Source organism: Paenibacillus sp. J22P169 (assembly GCF_059691995.1).
The window spans coordinates 68,366-84,682 of the sequence record NZ_JCAUAO010000001.1 but is presented as its reverse complement, the minus strand read 5'-3'; the positions used below and the strand labels follow the sequence as shown (position 1 = coordinate 84,682).

General features: G+C 44.7%; 18 protein-coding genes. 3 read left to right on the top strand and 15 right to left on the bottom strand.

Annotation, left to right across the window (positions count from 1 at the left end; genetic code table 11):
- Nucleotides 1-47: 47 nt before the first annotated feature.
- Genes AC58QG_RS00445 through aroA form a run of 3 tightly spaced genes read right to left on the bottom strand, consistent with a single transcriptional unit; the run spans nucleotide 48 to nucleotide 2,638 of the window.
- Entirely contained in the window at nucleotides 48-473 is a 426-nt protein-coding gene (locus AC58QG_RS00445; RefSeq protein ID WP_497359761.1) for a CoA-binding protein, read from the bottom strand.
- Between the two features lie 13 nt (nucleotides 474-486).
- On the bottom strand, nucleotides 487-1,308 hold the full coding sequence (locus AC58QG_RS00440) for a C39 family peptidase (RefSeq protein ID WP_497359759.1): 822 nt from the start codon (nucleotides 1,306-1,308) through the stop codon (nucleotides 487-489).
- Nucleotides 1,309-1,339: 31 nt separating this feature from the next.
- Nucleotides 1,340-2,638: a 3-phosphoshikimate 1-carboxyvinyltransferase gene (gene aroA / locus AC58QG_RS00435; protein ID WP_497359757.1), complete on the bottom strand. Its 1,299-nt coding sequence runs from the start codon at nucleotides 2,636-2,638 to the stop codon at nucleotides 1,340-1,342.
- A 262-nt stretch (nucleotides 2,639-2,900) separates the two neighbouring features.
- Between aroA and AC58QG_RS00430 the strand changes: the two genes are divergently transcribed.
- Nucleotides 2,901-3,191: a rhodanese-like domain-containing protein gene (locus AC58QG_RS00430; RefSeq protein ID WP_497359755.1), complete on the top strand. Its 291-nt coding sequence runs from the start codon at nucleotides 2,901-2,903 to the stop codon at nucleotides 3,189-3,191.
- Nucleotides 3,192-3,214: 23 nt separating this feature from the next.
- Here AC58QG_RS00430 and AC58QG_RS00425 read toward each other — a convergent pair whose 3' ends face one another.
- A complete protein-coding gene (locus AC58QG_RS00425) occupies nucleotides 3,215-3,754 on the bottom strand; it encodes a shikimate kinase (protein WP_497359753.1) in 540 nt (179 codons plus the stop codon).
- Nucleotides 3,755-3,907: 153 nt separating this feature from the next.
- Here AC58QG_RS00425 and AC58QG_RS00420 point away from each other — a divergent pair, with 153 nt between their 5' ends.
- Complete coding sequence (locus tag AC58QG_RS00420; RefSeq protein ID WP_497359751.1) at nucleotides 3,908-4,213, top strand: hypothetical protein; 306 nt, start codon at nucleotides 3,908-3,910, stop codon at nucleotides 4,211-4,213.
- Between the two features lie 3 nt (nucleotides 4,214-4,216).
- Here the strand turns inward: AC58QG_RS00420 and gnd are convergent, their stop codons facing one another.
- The 8 genes from gnd to AC58QG_RS00380 form a co-directional block, all read right to left on the bottom strand.
- On the bottom strand, nucleotides 4,217-5,632 hold the full coding sequence (gene gnd, locus AC58QG_RS00415) for an NADP-dependent phosphogluconate dehydrogenase (RefSeq protein ID WP_497359749.1): 1,416 nt from the start codon (nucleotides 5,630-5,632) through the stop codon (nucleotides 4,217-4,219).
- Between the two features lie 32 nt (nucleotides 5,633-5,664).
- Nucleotides 5,665-6,432, bottom strand: a complete 768-nt coding sequence (locus AC58QG_RS00410) for an SDR family oxidoreductase (protein WP_497359747.1) — start codon at nucleotides 6,430-6,432, stop codon at nucleotides 5,665-5,667.
- Nucleotides 6,433-6,474: 42 nt separating this feature from the next.
- On the bottom strand, nucleotides 6,475-8,037 hold the full coding sequence (gene gntK, locus AC58QG_RS00405; protein ID WP_497359745.1) for a gluconokinase: 1,563 nt from the start codon (nucleotides 8,035-8,037) through the stop codon (nucleotides 6,475-6,477).
- Complete coding sequence (locus tag AC58QG_RS00400) at nucleotides 8,034-9,305, bottom strand: nickel pincer cofactor-dependent isomerase, group 22 (RefSeq protein WP_497359743.1); 1,272 nt, start codon at nucleotides 9,303-9,305, stop codon at nucleotides 8,034-8,036. The genes gntK and AC58QG_RS00400 overlap by 4 nt, the downstream gene beginning before the upstream one ends.
- Nucleotides 9,306-9,322: 17 nt before the next feature.
- Nucleotides 9,323-10,327 carry a LacI family DNA-binding transcriptional regulator gene (locus AC58QG_RS00395; RefSeq protein ID WP_497359741.1) on the bottom strand — a complete coding sequence of 335 codons (1,005 nt, stop codon included), beginning with the start codon at nucleotides 10,325-10,327 and terminating at the stop codon, nucleotides 9,323-9,325.
- A gap of 115 nt (nucleotides 10,328-10,442) precedes the next feature.
- Entirely contained in the window at nucleotides 10,443-11,435 is a 993-nt protein-coding gene (locus AC58QG_RS00390) for a LacI family DNA-binding transcriptional regulator (RefSeq protein ID WP_497359739.1), read from the bottom strand.
- A gap of 174 nt (nucleotides 11,436-11,609) precedes the next feature.
- The gene (locus tag AC58QG_RS00385; RefSeq protein ID WP_056612513.1) at nucleotides 11,610-12,206 is read right to left on the bottom strand and encodes a YkzI domain-containing protein; all 597 of its coding nucleotides are present in this window, start codon (nucleotides 12,204-12,206) and stop codon (nucleotides 11,610-11,612) included.
- Nucleotides 12,207-12,397: 191 nt separating this feature from the next.
- Entirely contained in the window at nucleotides 12,398-12,628 is a 231-nt protein-coding gene (locus AC58QG_RS00380; RefSeq protein WP_497359737.1) for a DUF6953 family protein, read from the bottom strand.
- Nucleotides 12,629-12,815: 187 nt separating this feature from the next.
- On the opposite strand from AC58QG_RS00380, the gene AC58QG_RS00375 reads away from it, so the two are divergent.
- Nucleotides 12,816-12,935 (top strand): YjcZ family sporulation protein, encoded by a 120-nt coding sequence (locus AC58QG_RS00375; protein WP_082595333.1) that lies wholly within the window; start codon nucleotides 12,816-12,818, stop codon nucleotides 12,933-12,935.
- Between the two features lie 57 nt (nucleotides 12,936-12,992).
- On the opposite strand, the gene AC58QG_RS00370 is transcribed toward AC58QG_RS00375, so the two are convergent.
- Genes AC58QG_RS00370 through AC58QG_RS00360 form a run of 3 tightly spaced genes read right to left on the bottom strand, consistent with a single transcriptional unit; the run spans nucleotide 12,993 to nucleotide 16,284 of the window.
- Nucleotides 12,993-14,147 carry an ABC transporter permease gene (locus AC58QG_RS00370; RefSeq protein ID WP_497359735.1) on the bottom strand — a complete coding sequence of 385 codons (1,155 nt, stop codon included), beginning with the start codon at nucleotides 14,145-14,147 and terminating at the stop codon, nucleotides 12,993-12,995.
- Nucleotides 14,140-15,339 carry an ABC transporter permease gene (locus AC58QG_RS00365; protein WP_497359733.1) on the bottom strand — a complete coding sequence of 400 codons (1,200 nt, stop codon included), beginning with the start codon at nucleotides 15,337-15,339 and terminating at the stop codon, nucleotides 14,140-14,142. The genes AC58QG_RS00370 and AC58QG_RS00365 overlap by 8 nt, the downstream gene beginning before the upstream one ends.
- 9 nt (nucleotides 15,340-15,348) lie before the next feature.
- Complete coding sequence (locus AC58QG_RS00360; RefSeq protein ID WP_497359731.1) at nucleotides 15,349-16,284, bottom strand: ABC transporter ATP-binding protein; 936 nt, start codon at nucleotides 16,282-16,284, stop codon at nucleotides 15,349-15,351.
- Nucleotides 16,285-16,317: the final 33 nt, after the last annotated feature.

Sequence of the window (16,317 nt, the reverse complement as noted above, 5' to 3'; positions counted from 1 at the left end):
CCTGCAAAGGCGATCAATTAGCGGTTTATTTGGTTTCAATGCTTACCTTAATTGTTACGTGGATTCAGAATAGCATCTTCCACTTTGATACAACGATCCATAATAACTTCTAAACCAGCATCACTAGCAATACGTGCAGCTTCTTCATTTACGATTTCTAATTGCAGCCAAAACACCTTAGCGCCAATCTTGACCGCTTCTTCGGCCACAGGCACCACTGTTTCGGCACGACGGAACACGTTCACGATATCAACAGGCTCTGGGATATCAGATAAAGAGGCATAGCATTTCTCGCCAAGAATTTCTTCGGCATTCGGGTTGACAGGGATGATCCGATAACCACGGCTTTGCATCGCTTCTGAAACCATATAGGATGTGCGATCTGGTTTATCCGATAAGCCAACTACAGCAATGTTCCCTGCTTTTGCAAGTATTTCTTTGATATGTTCCCTGGACGGATTTTCAAATGTCATTTGGATCGCTCTCCTATTTATTCAAGTAGGTTAGACCTTGTTTCCCCATTGCTGTCCAAGTTTCAACAAAATGAGCTTTGTTGACTTGCACATGCTTTTTACCGCTCAATGGGTCATTTAAGTAAACATTGGTTTCGTCAAATCCAACAAGTACAACCGCATGCTCCGAATATGTCGTCTTGAGTGGACCGATTGGTGTATCCCAGGTTACCCATTTGTACGGTAGATTGTAGTCAATCGTCGTCCAGACGATAACGGGAATACCGTGGGCCACTTGCTGCTCATACAATTCAAAAGCTTCCCCCGTTATATTAATAGCTTGAGGGATATAGGTTTTCAAGAGAGGGAACAATCCTGCCGAATAAATGCCGAAGCCTCGTTTCTTGCGGGTTACGTCACCAACGAAGCCAGAATTGGGATTGCCCCAATAAACGATGTTACCGTAGGCATCAAGCGTTGCCGGTGTGGAATCTGTCGGCATTTCAGCAACTAACTCCATCTTCGATTTGTTCACGCCATAGAACTGCAGCAGCATCGTGAGACTTGTGATCTCACAGCCAGCCGGCAGCTCAGGCAGTTGCTCAAAAATGGGAACATCCAGCATCGCTGATTTTACTTGCGCAACCGTGGGTGACGGTGTTGGCTTCACGGTGGCCTTTACCGTAGCGGCGGGCTTATCAACTGCTAAGACTACTGGACTAGACGCGAATAAGGCTGGTTCTTTCCCTGTTGCCTTCGCATACAGCAGTACAGCAAATACACTGCTTGCAAATGTAAGGCCAGCTACGAGAAATAATCCAAACGTCACCTTCAATCCTTGCCAAATAATCCTCATGCTGACTCACCCATTCATTGTAATTGAGATTCTAGGACTCACTCACAAGCTCAACCTGTGCGCCAATCGAACGCAGGTGGTCGAAATATTGTGGATAAGACTTTGCCACGTGGTGGGCATCCCGAATCGTTAAACCCTTCTCAGAGCGTAGACCAACTACAGTTAATGCCATGATCACACGATGATCGAAATGCGCATTAATTTCTACGCCGCCTTCAACACCTTGTGGCTTACCATGAACAATAATTTCACTCTGACGCTCTTCTACATCAGCTCCAGCCTTACGAAGCTCATTCAAATAATCTGTGATACGATCACACTCTTTATACCGCAAGTTCTCAACATTGTAGAACCGCGAAGTGCCTTCTGCAAACACAGCTGCTGCAACCATTGCGAGAACAGCATCTGTAAAATGATCACCATCGAATTCTCCAGCAACTAGGCGCTGATTCCCTCGCACATGCACGACACCATTATCGTGCGTTAAATCGACTCCCATTGCCTTCAGAACATCGACACATGCCTTCTCGCCTTGCTTACTGTTTTCTTCTAGACGAAGCACACGTACATCCGAGTTCGTAACCGCAGCAGCAGCAAGGATAGCTGCAGAGCCCGGGTAGTCACCTTGGATAACATATTCTTTTGCTTCATAGGATTGTCTGCCTGGTATACGATAGTGCATCAAATCTTCACTTGCATGTACGACGATACCTGCCTGCGCCAATACTTCAAGCGTTTGACCCACAATAATTTTGGACTTCAAATCATGTAGAACTTCAATTTCAGTATCTTCTTCAAGTAAAGGAGTCATAAACAGCAGGGAACTCAAGAACTGCGAACTCACATTTCCAGAAACGGCGATTTTACCGCCCCGAGGTTGTCCCCCTTTAATAGTTATCGGCAAACGACCGTTATTATGTTGTACTTCTACTCCCATTTGCTGCAAAGTATCAATTAAATCATCATGAGGACGTTTACCCAATGATTCTGGATAGGTATTAACGAAAGTTACTTCCGGACAGAAAGCAGCCGTAGACATCAAAAAGCGAAGTACAGCGCCCGCATTGCCAACATTCAACTCAGACACATGCTTAGGGTTCTTACCGAAGCCTGTGATTACAATCTTCTCGTCATCTTCTTCTATAATCGCACCTAGATCACGTACACAGCGTCTCATGGCGTCACTATCTTCACTATGAGCTGGATAATAGATTGTACTTGTCCCATTCGCTAGTGCACCGATAAGCAAATAGCGTGTTGTGTAGTTTTTGGAGGATAACGCATTAATTTCCCCTTCAAGATGGGAGGTTGGTTTTACGATGGCTTTCATGTCGTTTGTTAACTCCTTCGCAAGTAGTTTATATGTATATCCAGCAAAATGAATGCCATGAAACCAAGCATCAGCAGGATGATAGAGATCTAAGATTTATTGACAGTGTACCATACGAAATCTAACTTGGAAACCTTCTTCCCTTGCAGGCCAATCGTTGAAAAGCTAGATAAAGTAACGCTTCGTTTGACATCTCAGCGTTATATTTCTATCATACTAAGTAAGGAGATTTCTCCCGAAATTACAAACATGGAGGCACATCATGGATACAATTCTACCATCCGAGATCAAAGCAAGACTCGCGCAAGGTGAAAAGCTAACACTTATCGACGTTCGCGAAGATGAGGAAGTAGCAGAAGGTATGATTCAAGGCGCTATACATATTCCATTAGGTCAATTACCAGATCGCTTAAGCGAGATCCCGCAAGTCGACGAAGTTATTCTAATATGTCGTAGTGGAAATCGCAGTGGACGCGCACTAGGTTATTTAGAAGCCAATGGCTATAAAGGACTCAAGAACATGACCGGCGGCATGCTGGAGTGGGAAGACTAAGCTGTTCAGCTTGTCTTCTCGCTTTAGTGGCGAGCTGCGTATTGAATGATACGATCTACAATTTCATCCTCTGTTAGTTCCGTCGTATCGATGGACACATGCGCGAAATCATAAGCATGTTTTCTTTGTTCCATAAGCGTATGTACGCGTTCTTCCAGATTACCTTGCAGCAGAGGTCTATTCGTATCTGCACTAACTCTTTGGATAATCGTTTCTGCTGTTGCACGCAATGCGACGACAAATCCATACTGCAGCATACAAGCTCGGTTGGACGCTGCTAGGACAGCTCCACCTCCTGTTGCGACAACTTGTCCTTCACTATCTAATATCCGTGTCAAAGTTTCCGTTTCCAAAGCGCGAAAATGAGCTTCTCCATGATTTCGAAATAATTCGGAAATACTGGTCTGTTGTACTTCTTCTAAAACAACGTCAGAATCACAAAAACTCCATCCTAAACGCTCTGCCAGCTTCCTACCTACCGTTGATTTCCCAGTCCCCATGAATCCAACAAGCACAATATTTCTGACTGTCACACTAATCCCCTTTTCCCATATACTAGTCATACAAACTTTCCCAACATCATACCATAGCCCTTCCAGCATGAATACAATCCATCAAAAAATCATATAGTAGTGTGAATAAATTCTAGCACAAACAGTCAAGATTTTAGAGAGACCACGCCGATAAGGAGAGATGGAGCTTTGAACCCTACTGTTTTGAAAACTAACCACACGATTGCCTTTACGAATCGCACACAGCGCAAACTAGAGCAGATTTTGCACCCAAGCTATACGTTATGCAAAGAGGATGTCGTCTGGATTCTAGAATTTATTAAGAAAAAAGTGGCTGAAGAAGACCCGCTGGTGCAAGGTCTTACTCAACCACGTTTATTAAGAAATTTCCGTTATTTTGCCGAAGTTTCCCTCATGCTCATCCACCGCCGCAATGGCTTTGATCAAGAAGCTGACCGACTGAAGATGTGGCTTAGAGAAGCCGCTTATGGCTTGCAAGAAGAGGCTTAACGCCTACTCGTTACCCATCCAGTTGTAGTGGAATGATCCTTCTTTATCCACACGTTGGAACGTATGAGCACCGAAGTAGTCACGTTGTGCTTGCAATAGGTTAGCCGGTAATCTTTCTGTACGGTAGCTATCATAGTAAGCAAGTGCTGATGCGAAAGAAGGTACTGCGATACCGCGAGTAACCGCTTCTGCAATGACTTGTCTCCATGATTGTTGATAGTTCTCTACTACACCTGTGAAGTAAGAATCAAGCAACAAGTTTTTCAATTCAGGATTACGATCATACGCATCCTTGATATTTTGAAGGAAACGAGCACGGATGATACAACCACCACGGAAGATCATCGCGATGCTGCCGTATTTCAAGTCCCATTTATATTCTTCAGAAGCTGCTCTCATTTGAGCAAAGCCTTGTGCATAAGAACAAATTTTGCTGGCGTAAAGAGCTTGACGAACAGCCTCAATAAACGCTTTGCGGTCCCCTGTAAATGCTGGAGCATCAGGTCCTTTGAGTACTTTGCTTGCTGCTACGCGTTCTTCCTTCATCGCAGAGATGAAACGGGAGAATACGGATTCTGTGATGATGGAAAGCGGCACGCCAAGGTCCAGAGCACTTTGACTGGTCCATTTTCCTGTTCCCTTTTGTCCAGCGGAATCTAGAATCACGTCGACCATTGGTTTACCTGTTTCAGCGTCATATTTCGTGAAGATATCACGTGTGATTTCGATTAGGTAACTATCAAGTTCCCCGTTGTTCCACTCTGTAAAGATCTCATGAAGCTCTTCCGTGCTTACGTTAAGTACATCCTTCAACAATTGGTAAGCTTCACAAATCAATTGCATATCTCCGTACTCGATGCCGTTGTGCACCATTTTTACATAGTGACCCGCACCATCTGGTCCGATATACGTACAGCAAGCATCTTCGCCAACTTTAGCTGAGATTGCTGTTAGAATAGGCTCTACCAATTTATAAGCGTCTTCTTGTCCGCCTGGCATGATCGCAGGCCCTTTAAGCGCGCCTTCTTCACCGCCGGAAACACCCGTTCCAACAAAACGAATACCGTGAGCTTCAAGCTCTTTGTTGCGACGTTGCGTGTCCGGGAAGAATGCATTTCCTCCGTCGATCAAAATATCGCCTTTATCCAAATGCGGAAGCAATTGGTTGATTGTGTCATCCGTAGGTCCGCCAGCTTTGACCATGATCAAAATTTTGCGCGGCACTTCAAGGGATTGAACGAATTCTTCAACACTATATGTACCAACAAGTTGTTTGCCTGATGCTTCTTGAAGAAGCTCCTTCGTTTTCTCAGCAGAACGGTTGAATACGGATACCGTAAAGCCTCTGCTTTCAATGTTTAAAGCTAAGTTTTTCCCCATTACTGCTAAACCTACAACACCTATTTGTTGCTTAGACATGTCTCTCATACACCCTTCCGATATATAAATAGTTAAATCGTCATCGCGCCAAAACCGCCGTCTACTCTCAAAACTGTTCCTGTCACAAAGCTTGAAGCTTTCTCTGAAGCCAGGTACACCGCAGCACCTTGAAGCTCTGCAGCTTCACCAAATCGATTCATTGGCGTATGACGCATAATGGATTCGATCCGTTCAGGCGACAAAATCTTACGATTCTGCTCTGCTGGGAAAAAGCCAGGAATAATTGCGTTCACGCGTACGCGACTCGGAGCGAACTCACGAGCTAGGTTCTGTGTGATGTTATTCACAGCTGCTTTAGAAGCGGAGTAAGTGAACACACGAGAAAGTGGTGGATCCGAGGAAACGGATGAAATATTAATAATGCTTCCGCCTTCACCTCGTTCAACCATGTATTTCCCGAACACTTGGCAGGCTAACACGACACTTTTCAAATTTACCTCCATAATAGAATCCCATTCTTCCATGGAAATGTCAAAGAAAGGTGTCGCACTATTTTTACCTGGACAATTCATAAGAATATCCGCACTGCCCGACCAAGCAATAACATCTTGGAGAACTTGCTCTAAATCCTCACGTTTCGTTGCATCGGCTTGAAACGACTTCGCTTCGCCGCCAATAGCTGCAATACTCTCACGAACCTGCTCGCACTTCTCTTGATTACGTCCGACAATCGCTACTTTGGCACCATGTCCAGCAAGGGCTAGGGCCATTGAGCCACCAAGTGTACTATTACCGCCAATAATTACTGCTGTTTTCCCAGAAAGATCGAATAAGTTCATTGTCGTCATCCTCTCGAATAATATTGCTTTGTCTATTAGGAATTATAATTGAGGACTCCGTAGGTGCTGACTTTGAAAAGCGGTGATCGCGTCGAATTGATCTTTTAACTGATGATAAACGCTCGTATAAATAGATGTCAATTGTTGATATACGCGATAATCGTTTTCATTCACCTCGTGAGCCTTGCCTACACGAATCCATTTGTGTGCATGTGATAAGTCTTCAATCTCGCCCATCGCGAGTAGTCCCAGCAAGGCTGCGCCAATCCCTGAGCTCTCAATAGAGTCCGGAACAGTAACGGCGGTGCCGAGCATATCAGTCATCATCTGACGCCAAAACTCCGAACGAGCGAATCCGCCGGATGCGCGAATGACCGTAGCAGGTCCCATCATTCGTTCCAACGATGTGGCAACGGCTTGAATGGAGAACATGACGCCTTCAAGGGCAGCACGAATCATATGCTTCTTCTGATGACTGAGCGAAAGTCCGAAATAAACACCGCGCGCATTGGCATTCCAATAAGGTGCTCGTTCACCAGATAGTAAAGGCAAGAAGAGTAAACCATCTGATCCGGCCCCTACCTCAGCAGCAAGAGCTGTCAAATGATCGTAAGGATCCATGCCCATGCGGCGTGCTTCCTCTGCTTCCGCTGTGGCGATCTGATCTCTTACCCAGCGGAAGACAATTCCTCCGTTATTAATCGGTCCACCAACGACCCAGAAATTTTCTGTTAACGCGTAACAGAATAATTTCCCCTCAGGGTCTGTTTGCGGTTTATTAACAACACTGCGAACCGCACCGCTCGTGCCGATTGTAACGGCGACAACGCCAGGTTCGAATGCACCCACGCCGAGGTTGGCAAGCACACCATCTGATGCGCCTACAATAAACGGCGTGTCCGTGGACAAGCCCATCGCAGAAGCACTCGCTTGGCTTAATCCTTCAACGCGATGCGTCGTCGGGACTAGCGTGGATAGCTGCTTAGGCGTAACGCCAGCGTAATCCAGTGCACCTGCATCCCAATCTAATTGCTCTAAATTGAATAAGCCTGTTGCACTTGCCAGCGAGTGGTCAATGAGATATTGACCGAACAATTTTGCAAACACATACTCTTTAATCCCAATAAATTTATGGGTGTTTCGAACAAGTTCAGGCTCATGGTCCCTGAACCACTTCAGCTTCAGAAGCGGCGACATCGGATGAATCGGTGTGCCTGTTCTCGCATAAATCTGTTGTCCAAGACCGCTGAGCTTCAACTCCTCGGCATATTGGCTGCTTCGATTGTCTGCCCAAGTAATACATAGCGTGAGTGGCTTATTATGCTCATCCACGGCAATGAGACTATGCATCGCTGAACTGAATGAAACGCACAACACTTGTTCCGGAGTGATGCCTTGCTTGCGAACGACTGCGCCGATCCCTTGCACCACAGCATCAAATATTTGTTCTGGATCCTGCTCTGCTCGATCTGAAGCAGGCGTAAATAACGGATACTCGATGGAATGCGAAGCAAGGACACGTCCGTCGCGATCAATGACAAGCGTTTTGGTGCTCGTTGTTCCAATATCGGCTGCTATGATATATGGCTTCTGACTGTCCGTCATTTGCTAATATTCCCCTCTGCATCAAATGATAGCTCAAATGGCTCCGATAAAATCTCGATATCTGGATGCTGACGAGCAGCTTCAAGGAGATTAACTGAAATTTCAATTTCACCTAGGTGAAGTGTATCTTGAATACGAACTAGCTTGCATGTTGTGTAATCCAAGATATTGCAAGTTTTCACAGCTGCTTTGATCGCGTAGAAATCGTTTTCTAAGGTAGTCGCAATTTTGGTAGGCGCACATACCGTAGAAGTTAAACCATTGGCATAAGTGAACTCTAGGTTTGTCTTATCTACGAGACGTTGGGTAGTAAAATCAGCTGTACCTACACCGTTGGCATTCCCTTTCGTTTCATGCGTCAAATCAAGGACAACCATCTTCGACACCTCTGGGCCGCCATGTGCATACGGCGTAGGGTAACGCCCAGTCACATTGGGATCCATGCCGTCACCGCTGATATTTTTGCCAATGTAATCAATCACAAGGACATCGATTTCATCGAACAAAATTTTGGGCAAACGGGACTTCGCTTCTACTAATAAAACTTCCTCACGTACTTCGATCTCCGCGGCAGGCAGTACCTCGACCTGGCATGTCTCATCGTAAGCATTCTCAACGAGTGCAACGCCGAAGACGATCGGCAACTTCTCAATCATTAGATTCGCCATTGCAGGCACATTCTCAGCCATGTATTTAAAGCCCAACTGATGACAAGCTTCAGCGCCCTTTTGCTTACCGAGACCGATCGCGATCATCTTCATGATGCCGCTCTCAATGCGTCCGCGGAAGGCGGTATGCGGCTTCACACGGTTAATAACAACAATGGCATCAGCTTCTGATGCAATGCGATCTACATAAACCGGCAACCCGTTCGGCAGTTGATCGATTTTAACTACGTCCATCGAAGAACGAATCGGCGCTCCCATCGTTTCTTCCGTTATACCAAAGTGCTGGAGCACCTCAGTCTGACCCTCTGCGGTCGCCCCGCCATGGCTGCCCATGCACGGTACGATAAATGGATGTGCACCTCTAGCTTTAATGGCATCCAAGGTTGTTTTCGTAAAGCCCGCGATGTTAGCAATCCCTCTGCTTCCTACAGCAACTGCAACTTGCTGACCTGGAAGGATGCTCGGCATTACACCACTGCTTTCGAGCTTATCAGCAAGCTCCTGTAAAGGATTTTCCAAGATGGTACGATCAAACTTCTGACGAATCTTGACCATTTGCGGAATCGGAATATCTTGTAACAACTCTCTTAGAATACTCATCGACTTCTCCCACTTCCTTAGGCTTGTAATGTTTGCACAGACTCACGAACAATTAATTCAGTTCGCAAGAGCAGCTGCTCTGTGGCATGCAATTTGTTCTCTATATTACCTAGGAGACGCAGTGCGCCTTCTTTGCTAATTTGTTCAATCGGTCTGCGTACGGTTGTTAACGCAGGCGTCACATATGCCGCGAAAACCGTATCGTCAAAGCCAACCACGGATATGTCTTTAGGGACTTGCAAACCAGCCTCAAACACGGCTTTAATGGCTCCTAATGCCATCTCATCATTACAGCAAAAAACAGCTGTAGGTTTCTCATCAAGGCTCAAAAACTGCTGCATCGCCTTATGACCACTTTCCAAATCGTATAGTCCTGGCATGCGATAAGCAGTTGGAATCGTGATCCCATAATGCCCCATGGCTCGTTCAAAACCATCTTTACGATTTTGTGCGGATTTAAAGCCTTTACGCCCTTCGATCAGGGCAATTCTCTGATGACCTTGTTTCACAAGGAAGGCACCTGCATGAAAGGCTCCTTGCTCCTCATCGGAAAGAACATTTAGAACACCGGCGGTGTCCACGGGCCGATTCAATACGACGAGCGGAATTCCTTTGTTTGCAATGTGCTCAATAATGGGTTGATCGTCATCACTTTGGCTGACAATGATAATGCCATCAAAGCTTTTTTTCGTAATGGAATGGAAGCTCGTGTAATCGTCGATACCTTTGACAATCAGTTGATAGCGATCTCTAATTACTGAGTTGACCCCACGAATAGCTTCATAAAAGAAGCCTGCGGAAGTTCCATTGCTTAGTGTGGTAAAGAATAGCCCCAAGTTATACGAGCGATCCAATACTAAGCTCTTTGCATTGTAATTCGGCGTGTAATCCAGTTGTTCAGCGATGATGCGAATGCGCTCCTTGGTCTCCTCTTGGATGAGCGGACTGTTGTTCAGCGCTCTGGAAACGGTTGTATGCGATACACCAGCGAGCTTCGCAATATCCTTAATCGTTACGCTCATGCCATCACCTCTATCTGAAGCATATCACATCTATGCACACGTTAACAATAGTCATTTTATGATACAAAAAGCTCCCTTCTCAGGGAGTCTACGCATTATTATTTGAAATTCATCCCTACTGTTTCCTCGCTGTCGTTTCTCGAATAACTAACTCAGGGTTCAGTATAATTCTTTGGTGTGTCTCTGTACTGCCGTCGATCCAACGTATTAATTCGTCTATCGCAGATCGCCCTAATTCTTGTGCTGGCTGACGAACCGTTGTTAAATTCGGACGAAATTCGGAAGCTAGAATTTGATCATCAAACCCAACGATCGACATGTCTCTTGGTATTTGGTAGCCTGCATTCTTTAGCGCATCCATCAAACCCAGCGCAATGAAATCATCCGCCGCAAAAACAGCTGAAGGCAATTTTCCTTCTTTCATCCAGCTGTCTGCAATCTCATATCCCGATGTTATGCTAAACTCACCAGGGTGAATCCATAGCTCGTGTAATCCCGCTTCCTGCATCGCATGGATGTACCCGCGTTCCCGTTCAGCACTACTTAAAAAAGGCTTGGGGCCTCGAATATGAGCGATTTCCGTATGTCCTAGCTCAATCAAATGTTTTGTCGCTTCATATCCACCCTTGAAGTTATCTACGATAAGCGACGAGGCAGCTTCATGAATTTGTTGGTTATCAATTAAGACAAATGGCAACCTCTTTTTCCGAATTTCGCTTACGTAAGCCTCCTCGTTGGTTGGGGATAGGACAATTAATCCATCCACGCGATCTTCTTGAAATAATGATTTCTCGAATGAGGCGAACACATCCGTGGAGATCGACAAAGCTAAGAAGTAGCCACGTGCTGCCAACTGAGCGTTCATTTCCTGCACTACCGCATCAAAGAAAGAATCATTCAGATTCGACACAGCTACGCCTATAATGCCTGTCTTTCCTCTTGCTAAACTGCGTGCAGCTGCATTCGGGTGGTAATCCAGCTCCTGCATAGCTTGCAGCACCTTCTGCCTATTCCCCTCGCGCACCGTACCCGCTTGATTGATTACGCGGGAGACCGTGACCACGGAAAGTCCACTTTTCTTCGCAACATCAAAAATACTAACTTTCAAGGCTTCATCTCCTGTTGCCCAAACAAAAGTTTAAGCGCTTTAACATTTTTGAAATAAGTATAAACGAAGCAACTTCCGTGCACAAGTATCGATTCCTAGCCCCTATAAACACACAAAAGAGAGTCCCGTATACGTTCATACAGGCTCTCTTTCATCCCAGCACACTATTCATTCTCACATCTCCAATAGAAGCATTTCTTGTCTCAGCTCGATCAGTTTAACTTTACTTTCCATCGCGGCCTTGGTATCCCCGGACGAGAGTGCATCTTGCAGCGTAGCTAATTCATAATCAAGCTCCATTCGCAAAATAGGGATGCGTTCATCCGTCCTCTTCGATCTTAGTGCTTGCATGACTTCTTCTACGGTCACAGCAGGCTCCTTCTGATACAGCACCTTATGTTCAATTCCGCTAATTTCCACCATGCGGATGATTTCTCCGAACATAATATTCTCAATGAGAATTTGCCGATCCTTAAATCTTTTAACAACAGCATGACCGCGTGTATCCCCGATCAGCTTCTCCATCATTTCAGCGAGCTTCTCATCTTTAAATGAATAATTGCCAACAATCTTATACTTCTCGCCAATTCGTTCGAATTTCAGCTTAATCAGCTTGCGTCCAGTTCGAATAGAAATGATAAACTGCAGTTCACTTTCATTCCAATAGAGTGAATATCCTTCTTGAATGAGCGCTTTAATGAAGTTCCGGATTAGCCGGCGATCAAATCGTAACTCTAGGTTGCAATACTCCACTTCATGACTCTTACTCACGGCAATCCCCTCCATAATTGGTGCATAATCATTTATTTAAATATTCAGACAACTTGTGTTCTTACAGTTATCTTATTATGAATTCTATGTTTTAGCAACTTGGATTATGGATATTTTTTTAAAAGAAAGCGCACAAAAAAGCCGATGCCTGTTTGCCATCAGCTACAGCCCATGTTCATTCAAACCTATGATTAATGCCAGCCCCAGAAAAATCCATCTCGTTCCCATGCTGCTCTACCGCCATGTAATTTCTTGAAGATTTTCTTGACCTCTTGGGAAATGGCTTGATTCCCATTGTCATTCACATAAATAAATGATTCCCCAAAATTCTTAAGAATATAGTCAACGGCATCCTTTTGATACAAAATACCTGCCGATTTCAATTCATTAAGCATCCACTCTGCAATTTCGTTCGCTGCCATTCTCTAACCATTCTCCCTTCACTGTCCATTCGAGCATTATATCACATATCCTTGCAAAATCCGCACCTGACTAGGGACACCAGCACAATCACTTAGGATGAAGTAAAAAGCCCATTCCTTCCCCTTCATAACTCCATATGCTATGTCGAAAGTCAATGACAGGTCTTAGAAAGAGAGGGTGAATCATATGGGTTATGGCGTAGCAGGTGTTGGTGGAGTTGGCTGTGGCGGCGGTTATGGATCTTCTGCAGCAATCTTGGTTCTTTTCATCTTGTTGGTTATTATCACTAGCGCGTTCGTTATCTAATCCTTATCCAATACGCAAGGGCAGCCCAGACTAATTTGGGCTGCCCTTGTTGTTAAATTAACTGATTGCTTCCTCATTCGGCTTGAGGATGGCCGCTCCAACACTCATTAGAATAAGTGCGAACAAGGCCAATACCCCCATATGCATCCACATCTGTGACAGCGACTGTCCAGACGCCATACGTTCAATCGCCTCAAGTGTCCACTTTTGTGGTACGAAGTTAGCCAGCTTTTGCATCCATTCCGGCATCAGACTTATCGGCCAGAAGCATCCGCCCAACATGCAAGTTGGCGAAATGACGAGTGAGTTAACCACGCCCAAGTTTGTTGCATTCCTAACAATGCTCGCGACTGTACTGGCAATGCCCATACACGCCAATAAGAAAAATTCCAAAATTATAAATTGCGACAGGAACGGGAGTCCATATTCATACTGAACTACATATCTCGTAATCAAAAGGATAATCAACACTTGAAGTGTTCCTACAACAAAGCTGCCCAAGAAATTTCCAAATACAATTTCATAGGAGCGCACAGGTGCTGTATAGGTTCTGACCATCGTGCGAAGTCGGCGATCTTCCATAACGAGTGAAACGGTACTACTGATTAAAGACATCATAAAAATCAACATAAAACCTACGACGAGACGCGAATTGGGATTCGTATACAAGTTGTAATCCGTGATTTGCGACTTTACTTGATGCTTTTGGATCTGCAGAATTGTTTTCTCTACTGCATCCCCCAACGAAGCCCCTTGAAGCCCTTGCTTGCTATATAATGCAATCGCATCATGGTAACCCGATAAGATACTATCCAAATTCATTTTGAGTGTGATCGTTGCTTCGTTCATACTAAGCTGGTACATCTCTAGTTGGGGTAAAGCACCCGATAGCAAATCTTCACTAAAACCAGCTGGTATGATAAACGCAGCATGTACCTTCTGTTTGATCACGTCATTCTTAAGATCAGCTTCTGAATCAGCTTGTTTCAACCGATAGTCTGGCAAAGCACTTAGCTCTTGTGAAATATGAGTGCTGATTGAACCCGAGTCCAAATTAAGGTAGGCAATGTCTACGCGATTCTCTGTTTGATTGCCAAAAACACCGATAATAAGTGAAACCGCGGCAGCCGGAATAACCAGATACAGGAGAAAACCTTTCCGCTGAAAGAGTGAACGCCGCAGCATGTTCATCGCGATCGTGAAGCTATTCATGATATCCCCCTTTTCGATATAGCAGCAGTGCGAGTCCCAACGTACCAATACTGATACAACCTAAAATCACTAGATGATGCATGATAATAGCGGATTCGCTTCTTAGCATAAGGTGAAACATACTTTGCATTCCCCAATAATTCAACGTAAACGCGCCTAACTGCTTAATGAAGCCATCAGGAAGCGGCGTAAAGCCCCCACTTAAGAAAGTCATGATCATAATAACGATTTGAAAGGAGGTAGCGATGCTTTTATGTGTTTTAGTTATGAACATAATTACCATGGCTATACCCATTGAAGCAGCAATTACGCTAATGCAAATGAGGAATAGCATCACGAAGTTCGTCCCCCAGTCAACCCCATAGAACAGTTTTGTAGCTCCCACGATGACCACTACTTGACCGATGCAAATAATGATATTACCGAGTATTTTGCCCAATAAAATTTGATATTCCTGAATAGGCATGGCATTTAATCGAGACAGCGTATGGTTTTCCTTCTCACCTTGCAGGCTAAAAGCCGCGATCATTCCCGAGTATAGTAAAAACATAATTAACATCGACGCAGCGTAGTACTGCATGGCTGTGTAATTGGCATTGGAGCCAGTTACCTTGCCTACCCGCACAAAAGACGCACTTGAGGCCATCTTTTGAGCAGAATCATCCGTAGGATTGCTTTGAACCCTCGTTTCAGCACTCGGAGTACTCGTACTCGCAATCATACTTATCGCCTGTTTCTGATTCACTTGATCTAGAAATGAACGAAATACCATTTGAGCCGTTAGATTCTGCCAATAATCATGACCAAGAACCATTTCCCAATGAGCTGATTTCCCTGTGGTCACTTGACTGCTGAAATCGCTTGGAATAAGAAGTGCAAACTCCGATTTTCCATCTCGCAACCTTTTTACGGCTTCCTCCCGTGTTGGAATTACGTTTATTTGCAGTAGTTTATTTATTTCTGGCATTGCTAGAAAACCTTGAAAGCTCTCACGCAGTACCCCTGAATCATCTTGAACGATGTCTACCTTCACAGGGTTAGGCGTCTTATCTTCCGTTTGGAATGCTCCTGAGAGTGCAGAGCCTAAGATAAAGATGAGTAGGAGCGGCATTAACAGTTGAATCAAGAAAACATATCGCATCCGCAGCATCCGCTGGATTTCATACTTCGCTATTATCCACATTGGCATCATGATCACCTCCTAATCTCTCAAGGTTCTACCCGTCAATGACAGGAACAAAGCCTCTAGGTCAGGCTCCACCTGTGAAAGCGTTTGAATCTTAACGCCATGTTTAGAAAGAATAAACAAAATATCTTGTAAATAGCTTTGCGTTGCTCCCACAATCAACTCAATCGTTTGTTCACTTACGATGACACTCTTAATCAGTGGATACTTCTTTAACTCATTAACAGCCTCGATAACCAGATTGGTAACTTGCAGAATAATTTTGTTATCTTGCGCAACCTTGCTGCGAAGCTCCTCCTGCGTTCCACAAGCGATGAGATGACCGTGATCCATGATGCCGACTCTCGATGAAATCGCCGATACTTCCTCCATATAATGCGAAGTGTAGATAATCGTGGAACCCATTCGATTTAACTCACGTACCGACTCTAAAATATGATTACGCGATTGAGGATCAATCCCCACCGTAGGTTCATCCATAATGATGAGCTTGGGATGGTGCATAATCGCGCAAGCGATGTTTAATCTTCGCTTCATCCCACCAGAGAAAGAACTTGCTTTATCATTCACACGATCCAGCAATCCAACAAAGGATAATGATTCCTCTACTCTGTCTTTCAGCAGTTTACCTCTTAAACCATACAACTTCGCGAAAAAAGTGACGTTCTCGCGTGCCGTTAGATTTTCATAAATGGCTAATTCTTGAGGTACAAGACCGATGTTACGCTTCACTTCTAAGGCATCTTTGGCCACGGAACGTCCATCCACAAGCACCTCGCCTTGATCGATCTTCAGCAGCCCGCTCAGCATTTTAATTGTCGTGCTTTTACCTGCTCCGTTAGGACCTAACAGACCGAAAATCTCCCCTTCTTGAACTGTAAGATTTAAATGATCGACGGAAATGCGATCGTTATATTTCTTTACGACATTTTTCAATTGGACAAAGCTCATGGCTTCCTCTCCCTTTCTCCACATCACTTATTA